The following is a 26177-nucleotide window of genomic DNA, read 5'->3' on the forward strand; positions in this document are numbered from 1 at the left end:
GACGTAAGAGGTGAGGTGTAAGGAGTGAGGGGGCCTCACATTCAGCACCTCACTCCTCACGGGGTTAAAACAGTTTGCTGCCCCAGCCGAGCTTGCTGCGCAACACTTCAAAGTAGCTATGGCCGCGGGGGTGGAGCAGTTTCAGCCGGTGCGGGCTCTTGTTGATGTGGATCTCGTCGCCCGGCTGTACCGCCAGCGACACATGGCCATCACAGCTGACCAGCATGTGCTCGCTCTTGTTGGCAGGGGACAGCACCATTTTTACCTGGGCGTCGGCGTCGATCACGATGGGCCGGCAGCTCAGGGTATGGGGGAACATGGGCACCAGGGTAATGGCATTGAGATTGGGGGTGAGGATGGGGCCGCCGGCAGAGAGAGAATAGGCGGTGGAGCCGGTGGGGGTGGCCACTATCATGCCGTCGGCACGCTGGCTGTACATGAAGTGGCCGTTGATGTAGACCTCGAATTCGATCATGTGGGCGATTTTGCCCGGATGCAGCACCGCCTCGTTCATGGCAGTGTTGCTGGCCTTGAGCTGGCCGTGGCGGTGTACCTGGGCTTCCAGTAAAAAACGGTGCTCGGTCTGGTAGTCGCCGCTCAGCAGCCGTTCTAGCGGTTGCTCAAAGCTGTCGGGGGAGAGATCGGTCAGAAAACCCAGGTTGCCCCGGTTTACGCCCACCACCGCCACATCAAAGCGGGACAGTACGCGGGCCGAGCCCAGCATGTTGCCGTCGCCACCCACCACAATGGCCAGATCGGCGCGCTCGCCCAGCTCCACCATTTCCAGCAGCTCGGCCTGTGCCAGCCCCAGCTGTTCGCCCACCCGGTGTTCGATCACCACGTTCAGACCCAGTCCGGAGAGGTAACGGTACAGCGCCACCAGGGTCTGGTTGGCCCCCTGGTGATCCGGTTTGCCGATAAGGGCGATGGTCTTGAAGTCGGTTTCCATAAATAGCTGTCCGGGGGCTGGCAAGGCGGCCTGCATTGCGTGGTGTGAGTCAGTAATCGCCATTCTAATCAGAGTGTTGCCCAAGCGCTACCGGAGTGAATGCAAGTCTGTGAGCTTGTGCTCTTGAAAAGAGGGTGACTGCCCCCATATAGGCTCCAAGTTGATTGATACACACGGGAGACACCATGAGCAGCAAGCACAATCAGGTTGAGACGGAGCAGTCCGAAGCGCTTGAGCAGGAGCAAGGGGCCGTCACTGACGCGGGCCAGTCCGAGCAGCAGGAAACCGTGCAGCCCGATGCGGCTTATGTCGCCGAGCTGGAGCAAAAGCTGGCCGCTGCCGAAAACAGCGCCAAAATGGAAAAAGACAGTGCCCTGCGGGCCGTGGCCGAGATGGAAAACATTCGTCGTCGCGCCGCCCAGGACGTGGAAAAGGCACAGAAGTTTGCCCTGGAAAAATTCGTGGGCGAACTGCTGCCGGTGATCGACAGCCTGGAGCGGGCCATCGAACATACCAGTGATGAAAGTGACGCCTTCAAGGCGGTGCACGAAGGGGTGGAACTGACCCTGAAATCGCTGCTGAGCGCGGTTGAAAAGTTCGGCGTCGAGCAAATCGACCCCAAGGGCCAGCCTTTTGATCCCAATAAACACCAGGCCATGAGCATGGTGGAAAGTGACGAAGTGGCGCCCAATGCGGTGCTGGCGGTCATGATGAAAGGCTATGAACTCAACGGCCGGGTGCTGCGTCCTGCCATGGTCATGGTGGCCAAGGGGCCGGCCATCGACACTCAGGCCTGAGCCGCACTTCATAAAAAAATGTGACCGTCGTCTTGAAAGCCCAAACCGACAGCCACATATAGACGTTAACGCGAAATATCAAAACGCTTGTTACCGAATTAGCACTATCAAGAGAGGATTCTATGGGTAAAATCATCGGCATCGATCTGGGTACCACCAACTCCTGCGTTGCGATCCTGGACGGGGATACTCCACGGGTCATTGAAAACGCCGAGGGTGCCCGCACCACTCCCTCCATCATCGCCTACACCGACGATGGCGAAACCCTGGTAGGTCAGCCGGCCAAGCGCCAGGCGGTGACCAACCCCAAAAACACCCTGTTCGCCATCAAACGCCTGATCGGCCGTCGCTTTGAAGACGAAGAAGTACAGCGCGACATCAAGATCATGCCGTTCAGCATCGTCAAGGCCGACAACGGTGATGCCTGGGTAGAAGCCAAAGACAAGAAAATGGCACCGCCGCAGATCTCCGCTGAAGTGCTGAAGAAGATGAAGAAAACCGCCGAAGACTACCTCGGCGAGCCGGTGACCGAAGCCGTTATTACCGTGCCGGCCTATTTCAACGACGCCCAGCGTCAGGCCACCAAGGATGCCGGCCGCATTGCCGGTCTGGACGTCAAGCGCATCATCAACGAGCCTACCGCCGCGGCCTTTGCCTATGGCGTGAACAAGGCTCAGGGGGATCGCAAGGTGGCGGTCTACGATCTGGGTGGCGGTACCTTTGATATCTCCATCATCGAAATCGATGACATGGACGGCGAAAAGACCTTTGAAGTGCTGGCCACCAACGGCGACACCCACCTGGGTGGGGAAGACTTCGACAACCGTCTGATCACCTACCTGGTGGAAGAATTCAAGCGTGAGCAGGGCTTTGATCTGCGCAATGACATGCTGGCCCTGCAGCGCCTGAAGGAAGCCGCCGAAAAAGCCAAGTGCGAGCTGTCTTCTGCCCAGCAGACCGAAGTGAACCTGCCCTACATCACCGCCGATGCGTCCGGTCCCAAGCACCTGAACATCAAGGTCACCCGGGCCAAGCTGGAATCCCTGGTGGAGGACATGGTCAAGAAGTCTCTGGATCCGGTGCGCACCGCGCTCAAGGATGCCGGCCTGTCCGTGTCCGACATCGACGACGTGATTTTGGTGGGCGGTCAGACCCGCATGCCGCTGGTGCAGAAGGCCGTGAGCGACTTCTTCGGCAAGGAGCCGCGCAAGGACGTGAACCCCGATGAAGCCGTGGCCGTGGGTGCCGCCATTCAGGGCGCCGTGCTGTCCGGTGACAAGAAGGACGTGCTGCTGCTCGACGTGACCCCGCTGTCTCTGGGTATCGAGACCATGGGCGGCGTGATGACGGCGCTGATCGAAAAGAACACCACCATTCCGACCAAGAAGTCCCAGGTGTTCTCCACCGCCGAAGACAACCAGTCTGCCGTGACCATTCACGTCATTCAGGGTGAACGCAAGCGGGCCGCCGACAACAAGTCCCTGGGCCAGTTCAACCTGGAAGGCATTCGTCCGGCGCCGCGCGGCCTGCCGCAAGTCGAAGTGACCTTTGACATCGACGCCGACGGCATTCTGCACGTGTCTGCCAAGGACAAGGACACCGGCAAGGAGCAGAAGATCACCATTCAGGCCTCTTCCGGTCTGAGTGAGGAAGAGATCGACGCCATGGTGCGGGCCGCCGAAGCCAACGCCGCCGAAGACAAGAAGTTCGAGGAGCTGGTGGCGGCGCGCAACCAGGCCGATGGTCTGGCTCACGCCACCCGCAAGCAGCTGGAAGAAGCCGGTGACGCCCTGGCCGCCGATGACAAGAGCGCCATCGAATCTGCCCTGAGCGCCCTGGAAACCGCCGTGCGCGGCGAAGATAAGGCCGAGATCGAGGCCAAGCAGCAGGCGCTGCTGGAAGCGTCCCAGAAGCTGATGGAAGCCGCCCAGGCCAAGGCGCAGTCCCAGGCCCAGGATGCGGGTGCCCAGGACGCCGGCAGCAAGCAGAAAGCCGATGACGACGTGGTGGATGCCGAGTTTGAAGAAGTCAAAGACGACAAGAAGTAAGGCCACCCCGGCGCACAGACGCTGACAGTGCGGGCGTTGGGCTACCAACGCCCGCCTTTGTGTTAATCAGCAGGTAAACACGCAAGCTATGTCGAAACGAGATTATTATGAAGTGCTTGGCGTCTCCAAGGGAGCCGACGAGCGCGAAATCAAGAAAGCCTACAAGCGCATGGCGATGAAGTATCATCCCGATCGCAACAAGGACGATGCCGACGCGGCCGACAAGTTCAAGGAAGCCACCGAGGCCTACGAGGTGCTCACCGACGCTCAGAAGCGGGCCGCCTACGATCAGTTTGGCCATGATGCGGTCAACGGTCAGCAGGGCCATGGGGGCTTTGGCGGCGGTGCCGACTTCAGTGATATTTTCGGTGACGTCTTCGGCGACATCTTCGGCGGTGGCCGGGGCCGGCAGCAACGCGCCGCCCGGGGCTCGGATCTGCGCTACAACATGGAGCTGACCCTGGAAGAGGCGGTCAGGGGCGTGACCAAAGAGATCAAGGTGCCTACCCTGGCCAGTTGCGACGTCTGCGATGGCAGCGGCGCCAAGCCCGGCACTCAGGCCAAGACCTGCCCCACCTGTCATGGCCACGGTCAGGTACAGATGCGCCAGGGCTTTTTCACCGTGCAGCAGCCCTGTCCCCATTGCCGGGGCAAGGGCAAAATCGTCAGTGATCCCTGCACCAAATGCCATGGTGAAGGCCGCTACCAGAAAACCAAAACCCTGTCGGTCAAGATTCCGGCGGGCGTGGACACCGGCGATCGCATTCGCTTGGCCGGTGAGGGTGAAGCGGGCGAGTCCGGGGCGCCGGCCGGTGACCTCTATGTACAGATGCACGTGCGTGAGCACGACATCTTTGTACGCGATGGTAACAACCTCTACTGCGAGGTGCCCATCAGCTTTACCTCGGCCGCCCTGGGTGGCGAGGTGGAAGTGCCGACCCTGGACGGCCGGGTCAAGCTGAAAATTCCGGCCGAAACCCAGACCGGCCGCATGTTCCGGCTCAAGGGCAAGGGCGTGCGTTCGGCCCGCAACGGTCAGCTCGGGGATCTGGTATGCAAGGTCTATATTGAGACCCCGGTTAACCTGACCGAGGAGCAGAAAGAGCTGCTGCGCCAGCTCGAAGTCTCCTGTGGCGGCTCCGCGGCCAAGAAGCACAGGCCCAAGTCGGAAGGCTTCTTTGAAGGGGTGAAGCGGTTTTTTGACGATTTGACCCGCTGAGCCCGCTGTATTAGGCTGAGTCGGTGATTAAACCGGCGTTCGGCGGCACCTTGCAGTCGCATTGAGCCACTTAAATACCCAAACGATTTGAGCCCTGTTCCGGCAGGGCTCTTGTTATTTTGTTGTTCGAAAGGAACCGGGTTTCCATGATGAATCAAACACCGATGACCATACGCGGCGCGCAAAAGCTGCGTGAAGAGCTGGACCATCTCAAGTCCGTGCGCCGTCCCCAGATTATTGAAGCCATTGCCGAAGCCCGTGAGCACGGCGATCTGAAAGAAAATGCCGAATACCATGCGGCCCGTGAGCAGCAGGGTTTTTGTGAAGGGCGCATCCAGGAAATTGAAGCCAAGCTGTCCAACGCTCAGATCATCGACATTACCCGCATGCCGAACAACGGCAAGGTGATTTTCGGTGCCACCGTGACCCTGTTCCGGGTCAATGACGAGCAGGAAATCACCTACCGCATCGTGGGAGACGACGAGTCCGACATCAAGGCCAACCTGATTTCGGTCAACTCGCCCATTGCCCGTGGCCTTATCGGCAAGGAAGAAGACGACGTGGCCGTGGTCAAGACCCCGGCCGGTGAAGTGGAATACGAGATCATCAAGGTCGAGTATCTGTAAGTGATTGGGAGCGGCCGTTCAGGGCCGCTCCTGCTCCACATTTTCCAGAAAACCGCGAAACACGAACTCCGACAGCGTCAGCCGGTCGGCCATGCCCAGCTCGAACTGCACCGTCGTTACCCATACCCGCTCTCCATGTCGCTCCTTGACCCGTTTCAGGGTCAGCGGCAGTTGTTGATCGTCATCCAGCTTTAGCAAGACCGGTTTTGTTGTTTGCTCCTCAAACAGGGAAGAGTCCGAAACCAGGCGCATGCCGTTGATGGACAGATCCCGAATGTTGGCGGGCAAAGGCCGGCCGTCCGGGGTCAGCAGTTGCAGCCCTCTGGGTCTGGGCAGGCGCCAGGCGCGGCGGCCAGTCTTACCGGCCAAATCGATAATGCGGGGGGCGGTGATGGTTGCTTCTTCCCCGGCAGGGCGGGACGGGTTCAGGCTGATCGGAAAGGTCAACTCGGTACCGTTCAGCTCCAGTTTCAGCTCCAGGCCCGTGGCGCCGGACAGCAATGCAAACAGTGCCTCGTCCATGGTAATGGACAGGGTCTGGCGGTCGCTGGTGTGCTCTTCGCGAAACAGCTCGCTGAGCATCGCCAGCTCTTCATCGTCAAGGTATCGTTGAGGCATAGGCACCGACGCCGAAAGTGATTCTTTTAAGATTAGGCGTTGGGGGGCGGGCGTGAGTAAAAAGTAATAAGGGGAAGGTCGCGGAAGGCAGACCCGCGAAGCCCGCAGGGACTTCGCGGCGAAGGGAGGAGCACTCAGCCCCTGGGCAGGGCGATTTTTTTCTGCTCGCTCTGGCGGTAAATGGTCAGAATGTGACCAATGGTCTGTACCTTGACCGCGCCGGTTTCTCGCACGATGGCGTCCATGACAAGCTTCTTGACGTCCCTGTCTTCGGCGGCGACCTTCACCTTGATCAGTTCGTGGTGGTTCAGGGCCAGATCGATCTCTGCCAGCACGCCTTCGGTCAGGCCATGCTGACCAAGCAATACCACCGGCTTCAGGCTGTGGGCCAGTCCTTTCAGGTATTGTCTTTGCTTATTATTCAGGGTCATTGCAAAATGCTTCGGTTAATCAGGTTGAAAGGGGACCATTGTACCCCCATCTAGGCACTAATGGTAATAGCAGAGCGATAAATTAATGGGCAAAAAGAAACGCTCGGCCAGCTCCACCCGCTGGCTGAAAGAGCATTTTGATGACAAATATGTACAACAGGCGCAAAAAAAGGGCCTGCGCTCGCGTGCCGTGTTCAAGCTGGAAGAGCTGCAGGGGCGTGACAAGCTGCTGCGCCCTGGCATGACGGTGGTGGATCTCGGCGCCGCCCCGGGCGGCTGGAGCCAGTACGCCACCGAACAGGTGGGCCAGGGCGGCAAGGTTATCGCCTGTGACATTCTGCCCATGGACCCCATTGCCGGGGTCGACTTTCTGCAGGGGGATTTTCGGGAAGAAGCGGTGCTGAATGCGCTGCTCGAGCGGGTAGGGGACGACAAGGTCGATGTGCTGCTGTCGGACATGGCGCCCAACATGAGTGGTACCCCCGAGGTGGACCAGCCCAGGGCCATGTATCTGGTGGAACTGGCGCTGGACATGTGCCGGCAAGTATTGGCACCCAGGGGCAGTTTTGTGGTCAAAGTGTTTCAGGGGGCCGGATTTGATGAATTTCTCGGCGAAGTACGCCGGTCTTTTGCTACGGTCAAGGTAAGAAAACCAGACTCTTCGCGGCCCAGATCCCGTGAAGTCTACATTGTGGCTACAGGTTTTAAACTGTAGTACCCTGTTTCAGTCATAAACTGTCAGCCGGTGAGGTTAGTAATTTGAGTGACATGGCGAAAAACTTGATCCTGTGGTTGGTCATTGCCGTGGTGTTGATGTCGGTATTCCAGAGCTTCAGCCCCGGTGAACCGTCCGGCCGCCAGACGGATTATTCCACCTTTGTGCAGGAAGTGGCCCAGGGCCAGATCCGTGAAGTGCGTATGGACGGCCAGACCATCAACGGCGTCAAGCGTAGCGGTGACCGGTTCACTACCATCATGCCTTCCGAAGACCCTCAGCTGCTTAACGACCTGCTCAACAACAATGTGCGGGTGGTGGGCGAGAAGCCGGAAGAGCCGAGCCTGCTGACGTCCATCTTCATTTCCTGGTTCCCCATGCTGCTGCTGATTGGCGTCTGGGTGTTCTTTATGCGTCAGATGCAGGGCGGTGGCGGCAAGGGCGCCATGACCTTCGGCAAGAGCCGGGCGCGGCTGATGAGCGAAGACCAGGTGAAAACCACCTTCGCCGATGTGGCCGGCTGTGATGAAGCCAAGGAAGACGTGAAGGAGCTGGTGGATTACCTGCGTGATCCCAGCCGCTTCCAGAAACTCGGTGGCCGCATTCCGACCGGTATTCTGCTGGTGGGTCCGCCCGGTACCGGTAAAACCCTGCTGGCCAAGGCCATTGCCGGCGAAGCCAAGGTGCCCTTCTTTACCATTTCCGGCTCCGACTTCGTGGAAATGTTCGTGGGTGTGGGTGCCTCCCGGGTACGCGACATGTTCGAGCAGGCCAAAAAGTCCGCCCCCTGTATCGTGTTTATCGATGAAATCGACGCCGTGGGTCGCCAGCGTGGCGCCGGTCTCGGCGGCGGTCACGATGAGCGTGAACAGACCCTGAACCAGATGCTGGTGGAAATGGACGGTTTTGAAGGCAATGAAGGCGTCATTGTTATTGCCGCCACCAACCGTCCCGACGTGCTCGATCCGGCGCTGCTGCGTCCGGGCCGCTTCGATCGCCAGGTCGTGGTTGGCCTGCCCGATGTCCGTGGCCGTGAACAGATCCTCAAGGTACACATGCGTCGTGTGCCCTTGGGTGACGATGTGGAGCCCTCACTGATCGCCCGCGGTACGCCCGGCTTCAGCGGCGCCGACCTGGCCAACCTGGTCAACGAGGCTGCTCTCTTTGCCGCCCGCAGCGGTCGTCGACTGGTGTCGATGGAAGAATTTGAAAAGGCGAAAGACAAGATCATGATGGGGGCCGAGCGCCGCTCCATGGTGATGTCCGAGTCCGAGAAGGAGATGACCGCCTACCACGAGGCCGGCCATGCCATCGTCGGCCGCATGGTGCCCGAGCACGATCCGGTGTACAAGGTATCCATCATTCCCCGTGGCCGCGCGCTGGGGGTCACCATGTACCTGCCGGAGCAGGATCGCTTCAGCTACAGCAAGCAGCACCTGGAGTCGATGATTTCCAGCCTGTACGGCGGCCGTCTGGCGGAAGAAATCATTTATGGTTTCGACAAGGTCACGACCGGTGCCTCCAACGACATCGAGCGGGCCACTGAAATCGCCCACAAGATGGTGACTCAGTGGGGACTGTCCGAAAAAATGGGCCCCCTGCTGTATGCGGAAGAGGAGGGTGAGGTGTTCCTGGGGCGTAGTGCGGCCAAGAGCAAGCACATGTCCGACGAGACCGCCAAGCTGATTGATGCCGAGGTCAAGCAGGTGATCGAGCGCAACTTCAACCGGGCCAAGCAGATCCTCAATGACAACATTGATATTCTGCATGCCATGAAGGATGCCCTGATGAAGTACGAAACCATTGATGCCCGCCAGATTGACGATCTGATGGCGCGTCGGGACGTTCGTCCGCCCGCCGACTGGAAGGACGAACACGGTGACAAGCCTCAGGGCCCGGCCGCCGGCACCGGCGACCAGCAGGAAGAGCGCGATGACAAAAAAGCGTCGTCTCCCGATCTGAACAAGCCCGGTGACGCCACCAGCCACTGATTTTTTGTGATAAATTAAGCCCCGGCCATGCTTGCCGGGGCTTTTCACTTTTTAGGTTTTAGGATTAGGTCATTTCATGTTGTTATCTTCCGCATCCAGAACGCTGGATCTCTCCACGCCCCAGGTGATGGGCATACTCAATATCACTCCCGACTCTTTTTCCGATGGCGGTCGTTATCACAGCCAGGATGCGGCCCTGCGTCATGCCCTGCAAATGGTCGCCGACGGTGCCACCATGATTGACGTGGGCGGCGAGTCGACCCGCCCCGGTGCCGATGAGGTGGTGGAGCAGGAAGAGCTGGACCGGGTGGTGCCGGTGGTGGAGCGGCTCAGAGCCGAACTGGACTGCTGGATTTCCGTGGATACCAGCAAGGCAGTGGTGATGCGCGAAACGGTCAGGGCCGGCGCCGATTTGATTAACGACATTCGTGCCCTGCGCGAGCCCGGCACGCTGGAAGTGGCCGCTGCCAGCGGGGCCGCCGTGTGCCTGATGCACATGCAGGGGCAGCCCCGTACCATGCAGCAGGCGCCGGACTATGACGATGTGGCCGCCGAGGTGGCTGATTTTCTCGTACAGCGGCTGGCGGTCTGCGAGGCGGCGGGCATTCCCCGCGAACGCGTTTGCCTGGATCCGGGGTATGGCTTTGGCAAGTCGCTGGAGCACAACTATGAACTGCTGGGCCGACTCGGTGAGCTGCACCGGCTCGGACTGCCGCTGCTGGTGGGCATGTCCCGCAAATCGATGCTGGGCCAGCTGCTCAATCGCGAGGTCAACGAACGCCTGGCCGGCACCCTGGCCGCGCATCTGTTTGCGGTGGCCCAGGGAGCCCAGATAGTCCGGGTTCATGATGTTAAGGACATGGTTGATGCCCTTCGTGTATGGCGAAAGGCGGCACAGTATCAGGAACAAAGTGCATGAGCAGAAAATATTTTGGAACCGACGGTGTACGTGGCCGGGTCGGTGAGTACCCCATCACTCCGGAATTCGTGATGAAACTGGGCTGGGCCGCGGGTAAGGTGTTGGCGCAGACCGGCACCAAAAAGGTGCTGATTGGCAAGGACACCCGTATTTCCGGTTATATGCTGGAGTCGGCGCTGGAAGCGGGGCTGTCCGCGGCTGGTCTGCAGGCGGCGCTGCTCGGCCCCATGCCGACCCCGGCCATTGCCTACCTCACCCGCACCTTTCGGGCCGAGGCGGGCATTGTGATCAGCGCGTCCCACAATCCCTATTATGACAACGGCATCAAGTTTTTCTCTCACGACGGCACCAAGCTGCCCGACGAAGTGGAGCTGGCCATCGAGGCGCTGCTCGATCAGCCCATGGACTGTGTCTCCTCGGATCAGCTGGGCAAGGCCAGCCGTATAAACGATGCCGCCGGTCGCTATATCGAGTTCTGCAAAAGCACCTTTCCCTCGGACTTGCACCTCGACGGCCTTAGCATCGTGCTGGACTGTGCCCACGGCGCCACCTACCACATCGCCCCGGCGGTGTTTGAGGAGCTGGGTGCCCGCGTTATTCGTACCGGGGTGCAGCCCAATGGTCTCAACATCAACGACCGGGTCGGCTCTACCGCGCCGGCGGCGCTGCAGGCCGCGGTGGTGGAGCATGGGGCGGATCTGGGGATTGCCTTTGACGGTGACGGCGACCGCCTGGCCATGGTGGATCACACCGGCGCCCTGGTGGATGGCGACGAAATTTTGTATATCATTGCCCGCCACGCCCAGCGCCAGGGCACCCTCAATGGCGGTGTGATCGGCACCCTGATGAGCAACATGGCGCTGGAGCTGGCCCTGGCACGGCTCGATATTCCCTTCAGGCGGGCCAAAGTCGGGGACCGCTACGTCATGGAGCTGCTCAAGGAGCATGGCTGGAAGCTGGGCGGTGAAAACTCCGGTCATATCATCAGCCTGGATCACAATACCACTGGTGACGGCATCGTGGCGGCGTTGCAGGTGCTGCGGGCCCTGGTCACCGAGGGCGGCAGCCTGGCCGAACTGCGGGCGGGGCTGACCCTGTTCCCTCAGGTGCTGGTGAACGTGCGTTTTGCCGCCGGTACCGATCCGCTGATTGATGAGGAAGTACAGCGACGGGTGGCCGCCGCCGAGGCCGAGCTCGCCGGCAATGGCCGGGTGTTGCTGAGAAAGTCGGGCACCGAGCCGTTGATCCGGGTGATGGTGGAAGGGGCCGACAAGGTGCAGGTGCGTCGTCTGGCCGAGCATATTGCCGAAGCGATCCCGGCCTGAGCTTGGTGAGGAGAGAAGGGGGAGAGGGGCAATGCTCTCTTCTCTCCTCACAGCCCACGACAAAAACGGTTGTTGAATCATCGCTTTGCCGGCTTTTTATGCACTTGGATAATTTTTTTAAAATTGCGCTTGTATCCCGCAGGGGCTGTCGCTAGTATTAGCCCCGCTCCCAAGGGCAGACCGCCCCGGGACGCAAGCGCCAACCAAAGGTAGCGAAAATGTACGAGATTCTTTTGGTGGTGTACCTGCTTATCGCGCTGGCCCTGATTGGCCTGGTGCTGATACAGCAAGGAAAAGGCGCTGACATGGGCGCCTCCTTTGGAGCGGGTGCATCCAATACGGTATTTGGATCCAGCGGGTCGGGCAACTTCCTGACCAGAACGACCACACTGTTGGCCGCCGGATTCTTTGTAGTAAGCCTGGTGCTGGGTAATCTTTCTACCCACAGCACCAAGCAGAGCAGCGAGTGGGAAGACCTTTCGGTTCCCGAAGTGGTTGAAGCTCCTGTTCAGGGTGACGTGCCGGTGACCAACGGCAGCGACGTACCCAATTAAAGTTTTGCCGAGGTGGTGGAATTGGTAGACACGCTATCTTGAGGGGGTAGTGCCCGTATGGGCGTGCGGGTTCAAGTCCCGCTCTCGGCACCAATTTATAGACAGGTTGAGAATTGAACTCAATTTGACTATAATCTCGCACGATTTCGGACGCGGGGTGGAGCAGCCTGGTAGCTCGTCGGGCTCATAACCCGAAGGTCGTCGGTTCAAATCCGGCCCCCGCAACCAATTTCACGTTCATCGTCTGCTCACGATGAATGGTCGCTGCGAGGCGACAATCAGGGTCCAGGTGAATAGCCCCGATTTGAACATCGGGGCTTTTTGTTATCTGAACTTTGGCACCGGCATGGCCGATGCAACTATTACTGGGCTGCGAGCCCTTTTTTTGTTTTTGAAGGGGGGTAGCTTTGGCTACATTGGAACAACGATTGACCGAAATGCTCAGTGAGCCGGTAGCGGCACTGGGCTTTGAACTGCTGGGGCTCGAGTTTGTTCGCGCCGGCCGGCACTCGACCCTGCGCCTGTACATCGATCATGAAAACGGCATCGATGTGAATGACTGCGCGGAAGTCAGCCGGCAGGTCAGTGCCGTGCTGGATGTGGAAGATCCCATTTCCACCGAGTATGATCTGGAAGTCTCATCCCCGGGGCTCGCACGACCTCTGTTCAAACCGGCCCACTACCAGGCCATCATCGGTCAGGAAGCCGAGCTGGCGCTGCGCATGGCTGTGAACAACCGCCGCAAACTCAAGGGCATTGTGGTGTCGGCCGATGACACCATGGTCCGGCTGGAGGTGAATGGCCAGGAATTTCCTGTGGCCTACGCCAACATTCAAAAAGCAAATCTGGTTCCGAACTTTGACTGACGAGGCCATCGGACATGAATAAAGAAATATTGCTGGTTGTAGACGCCGTTTCCAACGAAAAGGCGGTGCCTCGCGAAAAAATCTTTGAGGCGCTGGAAACCGCGCTGGCCACCGCCACCAAGAAAAAATACGACGGCGACATCGAGGTACGGGTAGCCATCGACCGCAAAAGCGGCGATTTCGATACCTTCCGTCGCTGGCAGGTGGTGGCGGATCAGGAATCCCTGACCAACCCCTACCGGGAAATCACCCTGGAAGCGGCCCAGATCGACGAACCCGAGATTGAAGTCGGCGATTATGTCGAGGATCAAATCGAATCCATTACCTTTGACCGCATCACCACCCAGACCGCCAAGCAGGTGATCGTGCAGAAGGTGCGCGAAGCCGAGCGCATGCAGGTGGTGGAGCAGTTCCAGGATCAGGAAGGCGAGATCATCACCGGTGTGGTGAAAAAGGCCACCCGCGACAACGTGATCCTGGATCTGGGCAACAACGCCGAGGCGGTGATCTTCCGCGAAGATCTGCTGCCGCGCGAGTCGTTCCGCTCCGGTGACCGGGTGCGCGGTCTGCTCTATGCAGTCCGTCCCGAAGCCCGTGGCGCCCAGCTGTTCGTCAGCCGCTCCAATCCCGAGTTCCTGAAAGAGCTGTTCCGCATTGAAGTGCCGGAAATCGGCGAGGAAATCATTGAAATCATGGCCGCCGCCCGGGATCCGGGCAGCCGGGCCAAGATTGCGGTCAAGACCAACGACCGCCGCATCGATCCCATCGGTGCCTGTGTGGGCATGCGTGGCGCCCGGGTGCAGGCGGTGTCCGGCGAGCTCGGTGGCGAGCGGGTGGACATCGTGCTGTGGGACGACAACCCGGCCCAGTTCGTGATCAATGCCATGGCCCCGGCGGATGTGGCGTCCATTATCGTGGACGAAGATGCCCACTCCATGGACATCGCGGTGGAAGCCGGCAACCTGGCCCAGGCCATCGGTCGCAATGGTCAGAACGTGCGTCTGGCGTCCCAGCTCACCGGCTGGGAGCTGAACGTGATGACGGTGGAAGACCTGCAGCAGAAGCACCAGGCCGAGAATGACAAGATCATCACCCTGTTCGTGGACAACCTGGACATCGACGATGACTTTGCTGCTCTGCTGGTGGGTGAAGGCTTCTCCACCCTGGAAGAAATCGCCTACGTACCGGTTAGCGAACTGCTGAGTGTGGAAGGCCTGGACGAAGACACCGTCGAGGAATTGCGCAGCCGGGCCAAGGATGCGCTGACCACCAAGGCGCTGGCCCAGGAAGAGTCTTTTGAAGGGGTAGAGCCGGCAGAGGATCTGCTGGGGCTGTCCGGCATGACCCGCGAGCTGGCCTATCAGCTGGCCGCCCGCGGTGTTTCGAATCTGGAAGAGCTGGCAGAACAGGGCATTGACGACCTGGACGGTATTGACGGTCTGGATGAGGCCCAGGCGGGCGAACTCATCATGGCTGCCCGTAACATCTGCTGGTTCGGAGAGCAGAACGAAGATTAAGATCATCGGAGGTAAATGAATGGCAGAAGTATCATTGACGCAACTTGCCAGTGACATCGACACGCCGGTTGATCGTCTGATCCAGCAGTTTCGTGAAGCGGGCATGGAGAAATCCGGCAACGACACCGTTTCCGAAACTGAAAAGGCCGCCCTGCTTGCTTATCTCAAAAAGCAGCATGGCGCCAATGACGATAATGAACCCAAACGGATGACCCTGCAGCGCAAGACCATCAGCACCCTGAGTGTTCAGGGGGCCGGCGGCAAGAACAAGGCAGTGCAGGTTGAAGTGCGCAAAAAGCGCACTTACGTAAGACGTGACGCGCTGGAAGAACAGCAGCGGGAAGCAGAAGAAAAGGCGCGCCAGGAAGCCGAGGCTCAGGCGCGCCGCGAGGCCGAAGAACAGGCCCAACGAGAAGCAGCAGAACAAGCCAAGCGTGAGGCGGAAGAAAAAGCCAAGCGCGAAGCGGAAGAAAAAGCCAAGCGTGAAGCGGAACACCAAGCCCGTCAGGCTCAGCTGCAAGCTCAGAAAAACACCGAGCAGGGGGCAGCCAAGCCCCAGAGCAAAGAGCAGAAAAAGGCGGACGAAATGGCCAAGCGCGAAGCGGAAAACCTGAAGAAACAGCGCGAAGAGGAAGCTCTGCGCAAAGCCGAGCTGGAAGCCCAGCAAAAGGCGGAAGAAGTACGCCGGCTGGCAGAAGAAAACGAGAAGCGCTGGGCCGAAGAAGCGGCCAAAAAGCCGGAAGACGCCGATTATCACGTCACCACCAACCAGCACGCTCGTGCCGCGGAAGACGAAGCCGACCAGAGCGAGGAGCAAAAAGCCCGTCGCACCGGTGGCAAGAAGCGCAAGGGTGGCAAGTCGAAGGAAGACCGTGAAGATCGGGAAAGCCGTGCCGAGCGTCAGCGCAAGGGCAAGCGTGCCAAGGTGATGACGCCCAAGTCCATGAAGCACGGCTTCCAGAAGCCGGCCCAGCCGGTGAGCCGCGACGTGGAAATCGGTGAAACCATCACCGTGGCCGAGCTGGCCAACCGTATGGCGGTCAAGGGCACTGAAGTCATCAAGGCGATGATGAAGATGGGCGCCATGGTCACCATCAACCAGGTGATCGACCAGGAAACCGCCCAGCTGGTGGCCGAGGAAATGGGTCACAAGGTAGTGCTGCGCCGGGAAAACGAACTGGAAGAGCGGGTGCTGTCCGACCGTGACACCGACGCCGAACGCAAGTCCCGCGCCCCGGTGGTGACCATCATGGGTCACGTTGACCACGGCAAGACCTCGACCCTCGACTACATCCGTCGTACCAAGGTGGCCTCCGGCGAAGCGGGTGGCATTACCCAGCATATCGGTGCCTACCATGTAGAAACCGACAACGGCATGATCACCTTCCTGGATACGCCGGGACACGCGGCCTTTACCTCCATGCGGGCCCGCGGTGCCAAGGCCACCGACATCGTGGTACTGGTGGTGGCGGCCGATGACGGCGTCATGCCGCAAACCATTGAAGCCATTCAGCACGCCAAGGCGGCGGAAGTCCCGCTGATCGTGGCGGTGAACAAGATGGACAAGCCGGAAGCGGATCCGGATCGGGTCAAGAGCGAACTGTCCCAGCACGGCGTGATGTCGGAAGAGTGGGGCGGCGAGAACATCTTCGTTCATATCTCCGCCAAGACTGGTGACGGCATCGACGAGCTGCTGGAAGCCATTCTGCTGCAGGCCGAGGTACTGGAACTGACCGCGGTATACGATGCCATGGCTTCCGGCGTGGTGATCGAATCCCGTCTCGACAAGGGCCGTGGCCCGGTAGCCACCGTGCTGGTTCAGGACGGCACCCTGCATCAGGGCGACATCGTACTGTGCGGTCTGGAATACGGCCGGGTCCGCGCTATGAAGGACGAACTGGGCCGCGAAGTAAAATCCGCCGGTCCGTCCATTCCGGTAGAGATTCTGGGTCTGTCCGGCGTGCCGACCGCCGGTGACGAAGCCACCGTGGTACGGGACGAGAAAAAGGCCCGGGAAGTGGCGCTGTACCGCCAGGGCAAGTTCCGCGAAGTCAAGCTGGCCCGCCAGCAGAAGGCCAAGCTGGAGAACATGTTTGCCAACATGAGCGAAGGCGAGGTGGCCGAGGTCAACCTGGTGCTGAAGGCGGACGTACAGGGCTCCATCGAGGCGATCTCCGACTCGCTGATGAAGCTGTCCACCGACGAAGTGAAGGTGAAGATCGTGGGCTCCGGCGTGGGTGGCATTACTGAGACCGACGCCAGCCTGGCAGCGGCCTCCAACGCCATCATTCTGGGCTTCAACGTGCGTGCCGATGCTTCTGCCCGCAAGATGATCGAAGCGGAAGACATCGATCTGCGCTACTACAGTGTGATCTATGAACTGCTGGACGAAGTGAAGCAGGCCATGACCGGCATGCTGGCTCCCGAGTTCAAGCAGGAGATCATTGGTCTGGCCCAGGTGCGTGACGTGTTCCGCTCGCCCAAATTTGGCGCCATCGCCGGCTGTATGGTCACCGAGGGCGTGGTCAAGCGCAGCAACCCGATCCGCGTACTGCGCGACAACGTGGTGATTTACGAAGGCGAGCTGGAATCCCTGCGTCGCTTCAAGGATGACGTTCAGGAAGTGCGTAACGGCATGGAATGCGGCATCGGCGTGAAGAACTACAACGACGTACGTGTGGGCGACCAGATCGAGGTATACCAGATTGTGGAAGTACAGCGCACCCTGTAAGGCCGCCGTGAACCACGTCTGAACACAGTAATCAACGGGGGCCTCTGGGGCCCCCTTTGTCTTGGAAAAAGCAATGGCCAGAGAATTCAGCCGTACCCGCCGGGTAGGTCAGGAACTGCAAAAAGAAGTCGCGGTGATCCTGCAGCGGGAAATCAAAGACGAACGCCTGGGCATGGTCACCGTGTCCGGGGTGGAAGTGTCCCGGGACCTCAACTATGCCAAGGTCTTTGTGACCTTTCTCGACAACGACGCCGAGCGGGTGGAGCAGGGCATGGAAGCCCTGAAGGACGCCAGCGGTTATATCCGCAGTCTGGTGGCCAAGGCCATGCGCCTGCGGGTGACCCCCGAGCTGCGCTTTGTGTACGACCAGAGTCTGGTGGAAGGCATGCGCATCTCCACCCTGGTGTCGAGCACGGTGGAAGAAGACAAGCGCCGCAGCGCCGGCCGTCATGACGAAGACGAGAAGGAGCAGGACTGAGATGGGCCGTCAGCGACGTTTTCGCGGCCGTGAGGTAGACGGCATTCTGCTGCTCGACAAGCCGGCGGGCATCACCTCCAACGATGCGCTGCAGCAGGTCAAGCGCATCTATGCCGCCGCCAAGGCCGGCCACACCGGCGCCCTGGATCCCCTGGCCACCGGTATGCTGCCGATCTGCCTGGGTGAGGCCACCAAGTTCTCCCAGTTCCTGCTCGATGCCGATAAACGCTACCGGGTGATCGCCAAGCTGGGCGAGCGCACCGACACCAGCGACGCCGATGGCGAAGTGGTGGAAACCCGGCCGGTGAAGGTATCTGCCGGCGAGCTGATTGACGCCCTGGATCATTTCCGCGGCGACATCATGCAGATCCCGTCCATGTACTCGGCGCTCAAGTACCAGGGCAAGCCCCTGTACCAGTACGCCCGGGAAGGCATTGACGTGCCCCGGGAAGCCCGGCCGATCACGGTGTTTGAGCTCACGCTCATTCGCTTTGAAGGGGACGAGGTGGAGTTGGAAATCCACTGTAGCAAGGGCACCTACATTCGCACCATTGTCGACGACCTGGGTGAACGGCTGGGCTGCGGTGCCCACGTCACCATGCTGCGCCGGCTGGCGGTGGCCGGTTACCCGGCGGAGCGCATGCTGACCCTGGAGCAGTTGCAGTGCATTCTCGACAACTGCAAGGCTAACGACATTTCTCCCCGACTGGAGCTGGATCCACTGCTGCTGCCGATGGACACCGCGGTGCAGAGCCTGCCCGAGGTGAACCTGTCGGAGCTGGTGGCCGGCTACCTGCTGCACGGCCAGGCGGTACAGGTAGCGGGTGCGCCCCTCGAGGGCTTTGTGCGCATGACGGTAGGGGAAGACCACCGCTTTGTCGGCGTCGGTGAAATCGACGACGACGGCAAGGTGGCGCCGCGCCGGCTGGTGCGCTGACACGGGCGCATTTTCAGGTTGCCAAGTGCGGCGTTGCTGGTAGAATGCCGTGCTTCCTTCCGGCTGAATTAGTGATCGGCTGGAATTCATTCATGTTATTTGGAGTAGACACAATGTCACTAAATGCTGAAACCAAAGCCCAGATCGTTGCCGAATTCGCCCGTGGCGAAGGCGACACCGGCTCTCCCGAAGTGCAGGTAGCTCTGCTGAGCGCCCAGATCAACCACCTGCAGGGCCATTTCAAGCAGCACATCCATGATCACCACAGCCGTCGCGGCCTGCTGCGCATGGTATCCCAGCGTCGCAGCCTGCTGGACTACCTGAAGCGCAAGGACGTAGAGCGCTATCGTGCCCTGATCGAAAAGCTGGGCCTGCGTCGTTAATCGACTCCAAAGCCTTGTTAAAAAGGGAGCTTCGGCTCCCTTTTTGTTTGCCTGTTCTGTAGGCCGGGGGTTATGCGCGGCAAATGCGACCGAAATGTTGGGACTTGTCCCAACCTACCAACTGTAAGTCAAGCAAGGCGGACTGTAGTAGCCAAGGCTGGGAGGAACAGCGCGAATCCCAGAATATTGAGCGCCCTTCACTGATTCACCTGCTGGATACCCCTGGCGACATGGAGTAGCCTGAAGCCACCTTACTGAGAGGCAGGGCTTTCCATGGATGAAACGGCATTACAACGCACTCAGAAATATGTGTCTGCCCGCAGGCAAAATCCGGCCTGGGTGTTGCTGGCTTCGCGTCGAGCACCGCTTATCCTGGGGTGTTTGAGTAGTCTGTTTGAACAGGCTGATGATGGTATCGCTGAAGAAGACGCTCTGCAGGCGCTTTCAAGCATGCTGGCTGAATATGCAGTCCAGGATGAATATGAAATCGAACCGGATAATACCCGCCTGCAAGCCGGACGGGATCTGCGCGAATGGATTAAGCGTGGCCTGGTGATTGAACGTGCTCAACGCCTGTATGCAACAGATGCGCTGGGTGCTGCCATCCGCTTTATTGATTCACTCGATAACCGCATCATGACTTCCACTGCTTCGCGCCTTTCTGTGGTGCAGCGTGAAATTGAAAATCTTGAAATGGGTTTGAACCCAAACCCCGCCAGTCGTATTGCCTCCCTTGAATCCCGTATTCAGCAGTTGCAGCAAGAGCTGAAGGCCGCGCAATCCGGTGATATTCCTGTACTGAGTGAGGCGGAAGCCGTGGAGCGTATTCGTGAAGTGTATGGCCTGGCCACGGCGTTGCGCACCGATTTTCGCCGTGTCGAGGACTCCTGGCGCGAGGCGGACCGTAACTTGCGCCAGTCGATTATGTCGGAACAACTGCATCGTGGTGAGATTGTCGATCACCTTCTGGATGGTCAGGAGGCGCTGCTTCATACCGCCGAGGGCCGGGTGTTCGACAGTTTTCAGCAGCAGCTACGCCAAAGCAGTGAACTGGATCGAATGCGTGATCGCTTACGCCTGATCTTAAGCCACCCTTCAGCGAATAAAGCGCTTGAACCGAACCAAAGCAAAAACCTTCGCTGGTTGCCGTCTCGTTTGGTCAAAGAGAGTCAGGCTGTGCTCCAGGCGCGGGCGCGCAGTGAGCGGGATGTGAAAGGCTTCCTCAAAACCGGCCTGGCGGCAGAACATCACAGGGTTGGCCAGCTCTTGAATGAGATTATGAATCAGGCGCTGGAGCTGGACTGGCAGCCTCGCGCCAACCGCCGTGAGCCTGTACCTTTGCCACCTGTGGGCGTGGCGCTGGCGAAAACGCCATTGCCGGAGCGACTGCGTTTTAAAGCGATTGAAAATATCGATCAGCAAGCCCTGGATCTTTCTCGACATCGGGCTGATTTGAGTGATCTTGATGCGGAGTTCTGGGATGCGCTCAATGGCCTTGATCGTGAAACCCTGATCCGGGAGACGCTCCAGCTTCTTGCTGAGCAGGGTAAGCCTTTGACGCTGGTGGAAATTGCTCAACACCTGCCACCAGAACATGATCTGGAAACCTTCGCGCTCTGGTTGGGTATGGCCAGAGAAGCTGGTGTTGAGATAGATCTGAGTCAGCCGCAGGAGTTTGAAGTTTTGGATGAAGACCAGCGTCGCTGGCTGTTTTCATTGCCGTATCTGACGTTGAGTTCGCAGGACGTCAGCGATATCGACTGGGAGTTTTGACCATGAATGGAGTTTTTGACCGCATTACCCAGGCATTCGCTGACGAAGAACCTCAGGTCACGCCAGATGTTGAAGCGGCGGGTGAAAATGAACTGCCAGACCAGCATCAAGAGTCAGAACGCACGCCTGCCCGGTTACGCGAAGTGTCTCAGGATCTGCTGCGCTTTGGCCTGCTCGAAGAGCGCCAGAAGCCGAATTTTTACAAGGTTGCTGTACGTGAACTGGATGAGCTGAACCGAATCCTTGAACCGCTGGATCTGTTTGCCGCTGTTGATGATGTTCGTGGTCTGGTGTTTCTTAAAGTGCTTAAGGCTGATGAGAACGCGGATGTTGAAGAGGAGTGGTCGCATCCCCTTGTGCGCAAGCAGCGTCTGAATCTGGAGCAATCGCTGTTGCTGGCCATTTTGCGCCAGTACTTTGTTGCCCATGAGCAGGAAGCGGGCACGGGTGCCACTCAGGCGTTGGTCGCGGTCGACGAGCTGATTCCGCAGATGCAGGTTTATCTGGGTGATCAGGGCAGTGAATCACAGGAACGAAGCCGCATTTTAGAACTGCTCAACCAGCTTAAAGAACATGGTGTGGTGACGGCACCAGATAAAGATGAACGGGTGATGATACGCCCGGTGATTGCGCATCTGGCAAACCCGGAAAACCTCACCGCTCTGCTGCACTGGCTGCGCGAGCGTGCTCAGAATGAGTGTGATACCCACAAGGAGCGGGAGCAATGAATCAGGCCGGACTCTGGCAGCAGGATGCCAGCTATAAACTGCAGACCCTTGAGCTGTTTAACTGGGGTGGTTTCGGTGGTCATCATACCGCCGATATTCATACTGAAGGCACTGCTGTGATAGGGCCGACCGGCAGTGGCAAAACCACCCTGGTGGATGCCCTGATGACGCTGTTGTGTACCAACCCCAGATACAATCTGGCCTCAACCGGTGGTCATGAGAGTGACCGGGATCTGGTCTCCTATGTGCGCGGTGTGTCTGGCCCCGGCGATGGCAGTGGTACCCAGTCGCATATCGCCCGCCCGGGCAAAACCGTCACGGGTATCGCAGCCAGTTTAAGCAACGGTGATGAACTGGTTCGCATTGGCTTGTTGCTCTGGTTTGATGACACCAGCTCTGCCGTAGGAGATATGAAACGCCTGTTTTTCTTTGCCACCTCACCGGCACAAACACTTGAACACTGGCTGACGGTCCAGCATGAAGGCGGTATGCGGGCTCTGCGCCAGCTTGAGAAAACGCAAGCCGGACTTTGGAGTTATCAGACCAAAAAGGATTATCTGGTCCGGGTGCGCAGCTTCTTTGATGTGCGTGATAATGCCTTCAACCTGCTTAACCGCGCCGCTGGCTTGAAGCAGCTCAATAGTATTGATGAGATCTTTCGTGAGCTGGTGCTGGATGATACCTCGGCATTTGACCGTGCCCGTGAAGTTGCCGACAGTTTTGATGATCTCAGCGCTATTCATGAAGAGCTGGAAGTTGCCCGCCGCCAGCAGATCTCGCTTGAGCCGGTGAAAACTAACTGGCTTAAATATCAGGCCAATGCCGAAAAACTGACCGAGCAGCAGACATTGAGCCGGATTTTGCCTGTCTGGTTTGGTCTGCAGGCTGAACACCTTTGGCAGCAGGAGTGCCAGCGCCTGGCTCAGGACTGTGAAGCAGCAGAGTGCGCTAAAAACGAAGCGCAGCGCCAGCATGATCAGCAGGTGGAGCTTTGTGATGGTTTGAAAGAGCAATATCTGCAGCTGGGCGGTTCGGATATTGAGAGCCTGGAGAAATTAGTTAAAGCGACGCAAAAAGAGCTCGCGAATTGTGAGCGTGATGCCGGTGATTATCAGCGTTTAGCGCAGCAACTGGGTTTGTCTGATTCACTGGATAAAACCTCATTTACACATAATCAGGCTCAACTGGCTGAGCAGCAGAAGATGCTTGGGGCTGAGGCTGAAAGTGCAGAGCAGGCTGTTTATACAGCAGGCGTCCAACATATGCAGGCGTGTAACACTCTGCAGTCGCTGGAGCAGGAGCTAACCGAAGCAAGGCAGCGCCCCGGCTCCAATATTCGCAGTGAGTATCAGGTTTTTCGGGCAGCTCTGGCCGAAGAGCTGGATCTGGAGCCGGATCAGCTGCCTTTTGTGGCAGAGCTGGTGCAGGTAAAAGAGAGTGAACAGGCCTGGCGCGGGGCGATCGAGCGGGCAATTGGTGCCCACCGCCTGCGTATTCTGGTACCCCCGCACGCCATTAAACAGGCACTGCGCTGGGTGAATGCGCGTAATAACCGCCTGCATGTGCGCTTGCTCGAAGTGAAAGCGCCGGATGCGCCGATCCGTTTCTTTGATGATGGTTACACCCGCAAACTGGAGTATAAAAATCACCCCTACCGGGAAACGGTTAAAGCCCTGCTGGCACGTCTGGACCGGCATTGCGTCGATGCCCCGGAGCAGCTGCGGCACACTGAGCACGCCATGACGCAACAGGGCTTGATGTCATCCAAAGCGCGGGTGTTTGATAAGCAGGATCAAAAGCGCCTGCAGGATGACTGGCAGACCGGTTTTGATAACCGGGACCGCCTGGCGGCACTGGAGGCGCAGATTACTGAAGCCCGCCAGCAGCTTGGCCAGCTCCAGGCTCAACTTGAAAAGGCCAAAGCCGAGGCCCAGCAGCTCAATACCCGCCAACAGCTGATTACACAGCTGCAAACACTTAGCTTTGAGCAGATCGATCTTGGTCAGGTTCAGCATGATTTGGCGCAGCATCAGGCTAAACTGCAGCGGCTAACGTCACCCGATTCCGATCTGGCCGCCGCTAAACAGGCACTGGATGCTGCCCAGCAAAGCCTGGCTGATCTGGCCGGGCAGGTGCAAACACTTACCGAAAACTACTTCAAGCTCAAACCACAACTCGATGCTGCAAAACGCGAACATGCCAGCGCCCAGCAAAGGGCTGCACAAGGCCTCAATGATGAACAGCGCCAAATCGCTGCGGCCCGTTTACCAACACTCGAGGCCAGTCAGCGGAATGAGCTGGATGAGATGGAACGCCGGGCCGCTCTGGCAGTGCAGCAAGCGTTGGATGCATATAAAGAGAAGCAAAGCCGGTTGGTGCAGGAGTTAGTGCGCTGCATGGCCAAAGCCAAACAGGAAGACCGGGGTGCACTGTCTGATGTGGGTACCGACCTGGACGATACCCGGCAGTACCTTGAACGCCTGCAGATCCTGGTGGAAGAAGCCCTGCCTGAGAAACGCCAGCGTTTTAAAGAGTATCTCAATCGCTCTTCTGATGAAGGCGTCACCCAGCTGCTCAGTCATATCGACAATGAAGTCGCCATGATTGAAGAGCGCCTTGAAGATGTAAATGCCACGCTGCGGCGCACTGATTTCCAGGCCGGTTGTTATCTGCAACTCGTTGCGTCCAAAGTGGTGCATGAAAGCCTGCGCAGCCTGAATACAGCCCAGAAACGCCTGGCCTCGGCGCGTTTTCAGGATGATGACGGTGAAAGTCAGTACAAGGCTTTGCAAGCGATTGTTGAGCAGCTGCGCGATGCTTGTGAACGCCACCGTACTCAAGCCGCACGTGCGCTGCTTGATCCGCGTTTCCGCATTGAATTTCATGTTTCTGTCATCAAGCGCGCCACAGGCAAGACGCAGAGCACCTTTAAAGGTTCGCAAAGTGGCAGTGGCGGTGAGAAGGAGATTATCGCTTCCTATGTGCTGACCGCATCCCTGAGTTATGCACTGTGCCCGGATGGTGCCAGCCAGCCTCTGTTTGGCACCATAGTGCTGGATGAAGCCTTTTCGCGCAGCTCGCATACCGTGGCCGGGCGAATTATTGCCGCGCTCAAGGAGTTTGGGCTGCATGCGCTCTTCATTACACCAAACAAGGAGATGCGCCTGCTGCGTAACCATACCCGCTCTGCGATTGTGGTGCACAGGCGTGGCCTGGCTTCCAGCCTGATCACGCTGAGCTGGCAAGAGCTGGATGCGAAAAAGCCGCAGCGCACAGGTGCAACAGATGAAGTTACCCACTGATATTGCAGCACGGTTAGTCAAGCAGTGGCACCAAACCAGCCTTCGGCGTGAACGCTTGCTCTCAGCCGAGGCCTGGCCAATTGAGTTTGCGATCGGCAAGCCCTCAGCCAACATGTTTAGCGAGCAGCCGGGTAAGGTTCGTCGCCATCTTGAACATTGGCAGGCGGTGAATATCGGTGATGTTGAATGGCAGCCGGTCAAATATCGTAGTGCTGCAGAGCCGGTAGAGATGCCGGTTAGATGGCTGCTGCGTAATCCATCCCAATGGATAGCTGCCGCCGCTGATAAGGTGGTCGAGGGCGAATTTAAAACCCTCGAAAATTTAGTTGTACAGGTCAATCCACTTTATCGTGAGTTGCTGATTACTGAACGCGGTTTATGGCGCAATAAGCCCACAGATGAGGTGATAGCAGCTGCCCAGTTGGCCGATTCTCTCGCACCTGGTTGCGCGCAGGGGCGTCCATTACGATTAATGGCGGGTCTGGCGGTGGATACCAAATTTATGGAGCGCCATGCTCGCCTGGTGATGCGCTTACTGGATATGCGCTATGCAGGTGAGGCCAGCGAGCAGGGACTGGAAAACTTTCTGGGTGCATCAAATGATAAAGAACACTGGCTGCTGGTGCTGGATCTCGACGGAAAACTACTGCCATTCAGGCGGATGCGGTTAACAAGTCGTCAGCTGGCGAGTGCTGTTTTACCAGGCTCATGTTTGTTGGTTGTTGAAAATGAACAATGCGAGCATTTGTTACCACCAGTACCTGATACCCTTGCCGTGCTGGGGGCAGGGCTGGATCTTGATTGGCTGGCGAACCCTGCTTTTCAGCACAAAAAATTGGCTTATTGGGGAGATCTGGACTCCTGGGGCTTACTGATGCTCTCGAATGCGCGCAAGTGCGCGCCGCACCTTGTGCCTTTGCTGATGAATGAGGAAATATTTAATCAGTTAGCAGAGGGCAGTGCCGTGGTTGAGCCGGTGAGCGCACAGCCGGTAACGCCTGCAGCCCTGAACAGTGAAGAAGCCCGTTTATATGAGACTTTGATCAAGGCTCCCAGAGGCCGACTGGAGCAGGAATATCTGCCCGCTGAGATGGTAGAGCGGGCGGTACACCATTGGGCCTGTTTGTTTGGTTGATAATGGTCGAAATGTTGGGACTTGTCCCAACCTACCAACCTTGTCTTCATATCATGTTACGCAGAAGTATCACGAAGCAGCAGTGGGGATTGCCGGAGCCGACCATAAAATGCCATGGATGATGAGATGGACACC

At 58.5% G+C, this 26177-nt stretch carries 22 protein-coding genes and 2 tRNA genes; 21 read left to right on the forward strand and 3 right to left on the reverse strand.

Translation table 11 applies throughout. The features are described 5' to 3' along the window. Positions 1-64: 64 nt before the first annotated feature. Positions 65-949, reverse strand: coding sequence for an NAD(+) kinase (nadK, locus tag GU3_RS07480; protein ID WP_014291922.1), 885 nt, complete (start codon positions 947-949; stop codon positions 65-67). 185 nt (positions 950-1134) lie between these two features. Between nadK and grpE the strand changes: the two genes are divergently transcribed. From grpE to greA, 4 genes are all read left to right on the forward strand, one after another. Next, positions 1135-1746, forward strand: a complete 612-nt coding sequence (grpE, locus tag GU3_RS07485) for a nucleotide exchange factor GrpE (RefSeq protein ID WP_014291923.1) — start codon at positions 1135-1137, stop codon at positions 1744-1746. A 122-nt stretch (positions 1747-1868) separates the two neighbouring features. Next, complete coding sequence (gene dnaK, locus GU3_RS07490; protein WP_014291924.1) at positions 1869-3794, forward strand: molecular chaperone DnaK; 1926 nt, start codon at positions 1869-1871, stop codon at positions 3792-3794. 88 nt (positions 3795-3882) lie between these two features. After that, positions 3883-5013: a molecular chaperone DnaJ gene (dnaJ, locus tag GU3_RS07495; protein WP_014291925.1), complete on the forward strand. Its 1131-nt coding sequence runs from the start codon at positions 3883-3885 to the stop codon at positions 5011-5013. 149 nt (positions 5014-5162) lie between these two features. Beyond that, positions 5163-5639 carry a transcription elongation factor GreA gene (gene greA, locus GU3_RS07500; protein ID WP_014291926.1) on the forward strand — a complete coding sequence of 159 codons (477 nt, stop codon included), beginning with the start codon at positions 5163-5165 and terminating at the stop codon, positions 5637-5639. Between the two features lie 18 nt (positions 5640-5657). Here the strand turns inward: greA and GU3_RS07505 are convergent, their stop codons facing one another. Both GU3_RS07505 and yhbY read right to left on the reverse strand, forming a co-directional pair. Further along, complete coding sequence (locus GU3_RS07505) at positions 5658-6257, reverse strand: PilZ domain-containing protein (protein ID WP_148265869.1); 600 nt, start codon at positions 6255-6257, stop codon at positions 5658-5660. Between the two features lie 134 nt (positions 6258-6391). Then, positions 6392-6688 (reverse strand): ribosome assembly RNA-binding protein YhbY, encoded by a 297-nt coding sequence (yhbY, locus tag GU3_RS07510; protein ID WP_014291928.1) that lies wholly within the window; start codon positions 6686-6688, stop codon positions 6392-6394. A gap of 85 nt (positions 6689-6773) precedes the next feature. Between yhbY and rlmE the strand changes: the two genes are divergently transcribed. The 17 genes from rlmE to GU3_RS07595 all read left to right on the forward strand — a co-directional run bounded on the left by rlmE (position 6774) and on the right by GU3_RS07595 (position 26042). Continuing rightward, entirely contained in the window at positions 6774-7403 is a 630-nt protein-coding gene (gene rlmE / locus GU3_RS07515; RefSeq protein WP_014291929.1) for a 23S rRNA (uridine(2552)-2'-O)-methyltransferase RlmE, read from the forward strand. A gap of 44 nt (positions 7404-7447) precedes the next feature. Beyond that, the gene (gene ftsH / locus GU3_RS07520; protein ID WP_014291930.1) at positions 7448-9394 is read left to right on the forward strand and encodes an ATP-dependent zinc metalloprotease FtsH; all 1947 of its coding nucleotides are present in this window, start codon (positions 7448-7450) and stop codon (positions 9392-9394) included. Between the two features lie 76 nt (positions 9395-9470). After that, positions 9471-10313 (forward strand): dihydropteroate synthase, encoded by an 843-nt coding sequence (folP, locus tag GU3_RS07525; RefSeq protein ID WP_014291931.1) that lies wholly within the window; start codon positions 9471-9473, stop codon positions 10311-10313. After that, a complete protein-coding gene (gene glmM, locus GU3_RS07530; protein WP_014291932.1) occupies positions 10310-11638 on the forward strand; it encodes a phosphoglucosamine mutase in 1329 nt (442 codons plus the stop codon). The genes folP and glmM overlap by 4 nt, the downstream gene beginning before the upstream one ends. Before the next feature lie 218 nt (positions 11639-11856). Continuing rightward, positions 11857-12192: a preprotein translocase subunit SecG gene (secG, locus tag GU3_RS07535; RefSeq protein WP_014291933.1), complete on the forward strand. Its 336-nt coding sequence runs from the start codon at positions 11857-11859 to the stop codon at positions 12190-12192. A 6-nt stretch (positions 12193-12198) separates the two neighbouring features. Beyond that, positions 12199-12285 (forward strand) — tRNA-Leu (locus GU3_RS07540). 58 nt (positions 12286-12343) lie between these two features. After that, a tRNA-Met gene (locus GU3_RS07545) sits at positions 12344-12420 on the forward strand. A 179-nt stretch (positions 12421-12599) separates the two neighbouring features. Next, on the forward strand, positions 12600-13058 hold the full coding sequence (gene rimP / locus GU3_RS07550) for a ribosome maturation factor RimP (RefSeq protein ID WP_014291934.1): 459 nt from the start codon (positions 12600-12602) through the stop codon (positions 13056-13058). 14 nt (positions 13059-13072) lie between these two features. Then, positions 13073-14575: a transcription termination factor NusA gene (nusA, locus tag GU3_RS07555; RefSeq protein ID WP_014291935.1), complete on the forward strand. Its 1503-nt coding sequence runs from the start codon at positions 13073-13075 to the stop codon at positions 14573-14575. A gap of 19 nt (positions 14576-14594) precedes the next feature. Continuing rightward, positions 14595-17306: a translation initiation factor IF-2 gene (gene infB, locus GU3_RS07560; RefSeq protein WP_014291936.1), complete on the forward strand. Its 2712-nt coding sequence runs from the start codon at positions 14595-14597 to the stop codon at positions 17304-17306. Between the two features lie 73 nt (positions 17307-17379). Continuing rightward, positions 17380-17784 (forward strand): 30S ribosome-binding factor RbfA, encoded by a 405-nt coding sequence (gene rbfA, locus GU3_RS07565; protein WP_014291937.1) that lies wholly within the window; start codon positions 17380-17382, stop codon positions 17782-17784. Between the two features lies 1 nt (position 17785). Beyond that, positions 17786-18721, forward strand: coding sequence for a tRNA pseudouridine(55) synthase TruB (gene truB, locus GU3_RS07570; RefSeq protein WP_014291938.1), 936 nt, complete (start codon positions 17786-17788; stop codon positions 18719-18721). A 113-nt stretch (positions 18722-18834) separates the two neighbouring features. Further along, complete coding sequence (gene rpsO / locus GU3_RS07575; RefSeq protein ID WP_014291939.1) at positions 18835-19104, forward strand: 30S ribosomal protein S15; 270 nt, start codon at positions 18835-18837, stop codon at positions 19102-19104. A gap of 273 nt (positions 19105-19377) precedes the next feature. Continuing rightward, complete coding sequence (locus GU3_RS07580; RefSeq protein WP_014291940.1) at positions 19378-20877, forward strand: DUF3375 domain-containing protein; 1500 nt, start codon at positions 19378-19380, stop codon at positions 20875-20877. Between the two features lie 2 nt (positions 20878-20879). Beyond that, positions 20880-21605: a DUF4194 domain-containing protein gene (locus tag GU3_RS07585; protein WP_014291941.1), complete on the forward strand. Its 726-nt coding sequence runs from the start codon at positions 20880-20882 to the stop codon at positions 21603-21605. Continuing rightward, a complete protein-coding gene (locus GU3_RS07590; RefSeq protein WP_014291942.1) occupies positions 21602-24907 on the forward strand; it encodes an ATP-binding protein in 3306 nt (1101 codons plus the stop codon). Before GU3_RS07585 ends, GU3_RS07590 begins: the two co-directional genes overlap by 4 nt. Then, positions 24891-26042: a DUF3322 domain-containing protein gene (locus tag GU3_RS07595; RefSeq protein ID WP_014291943.1), complete on the forward strand. Its 1152-nt coding sequence runs from the start codon at positions 24891-24893 to the stop codon at positions 26040-26042. Before GU3_RS07590 ends, GU3_RS07595 begins: the two co-directional genes overlap by 17 nt. Positions 26043-26177 lie beyond the last annotated feature (135 nt).

Source organism: Oceanimonas sp. GK1, from assembly GCF_000243075.1.
Taxonomy (GTDB): domain Bacteria; phylum Pseudomonadota; class Gammaproteobacteria; order Enterobacterales; family Aeromonadaceae; genus Oceanimonas.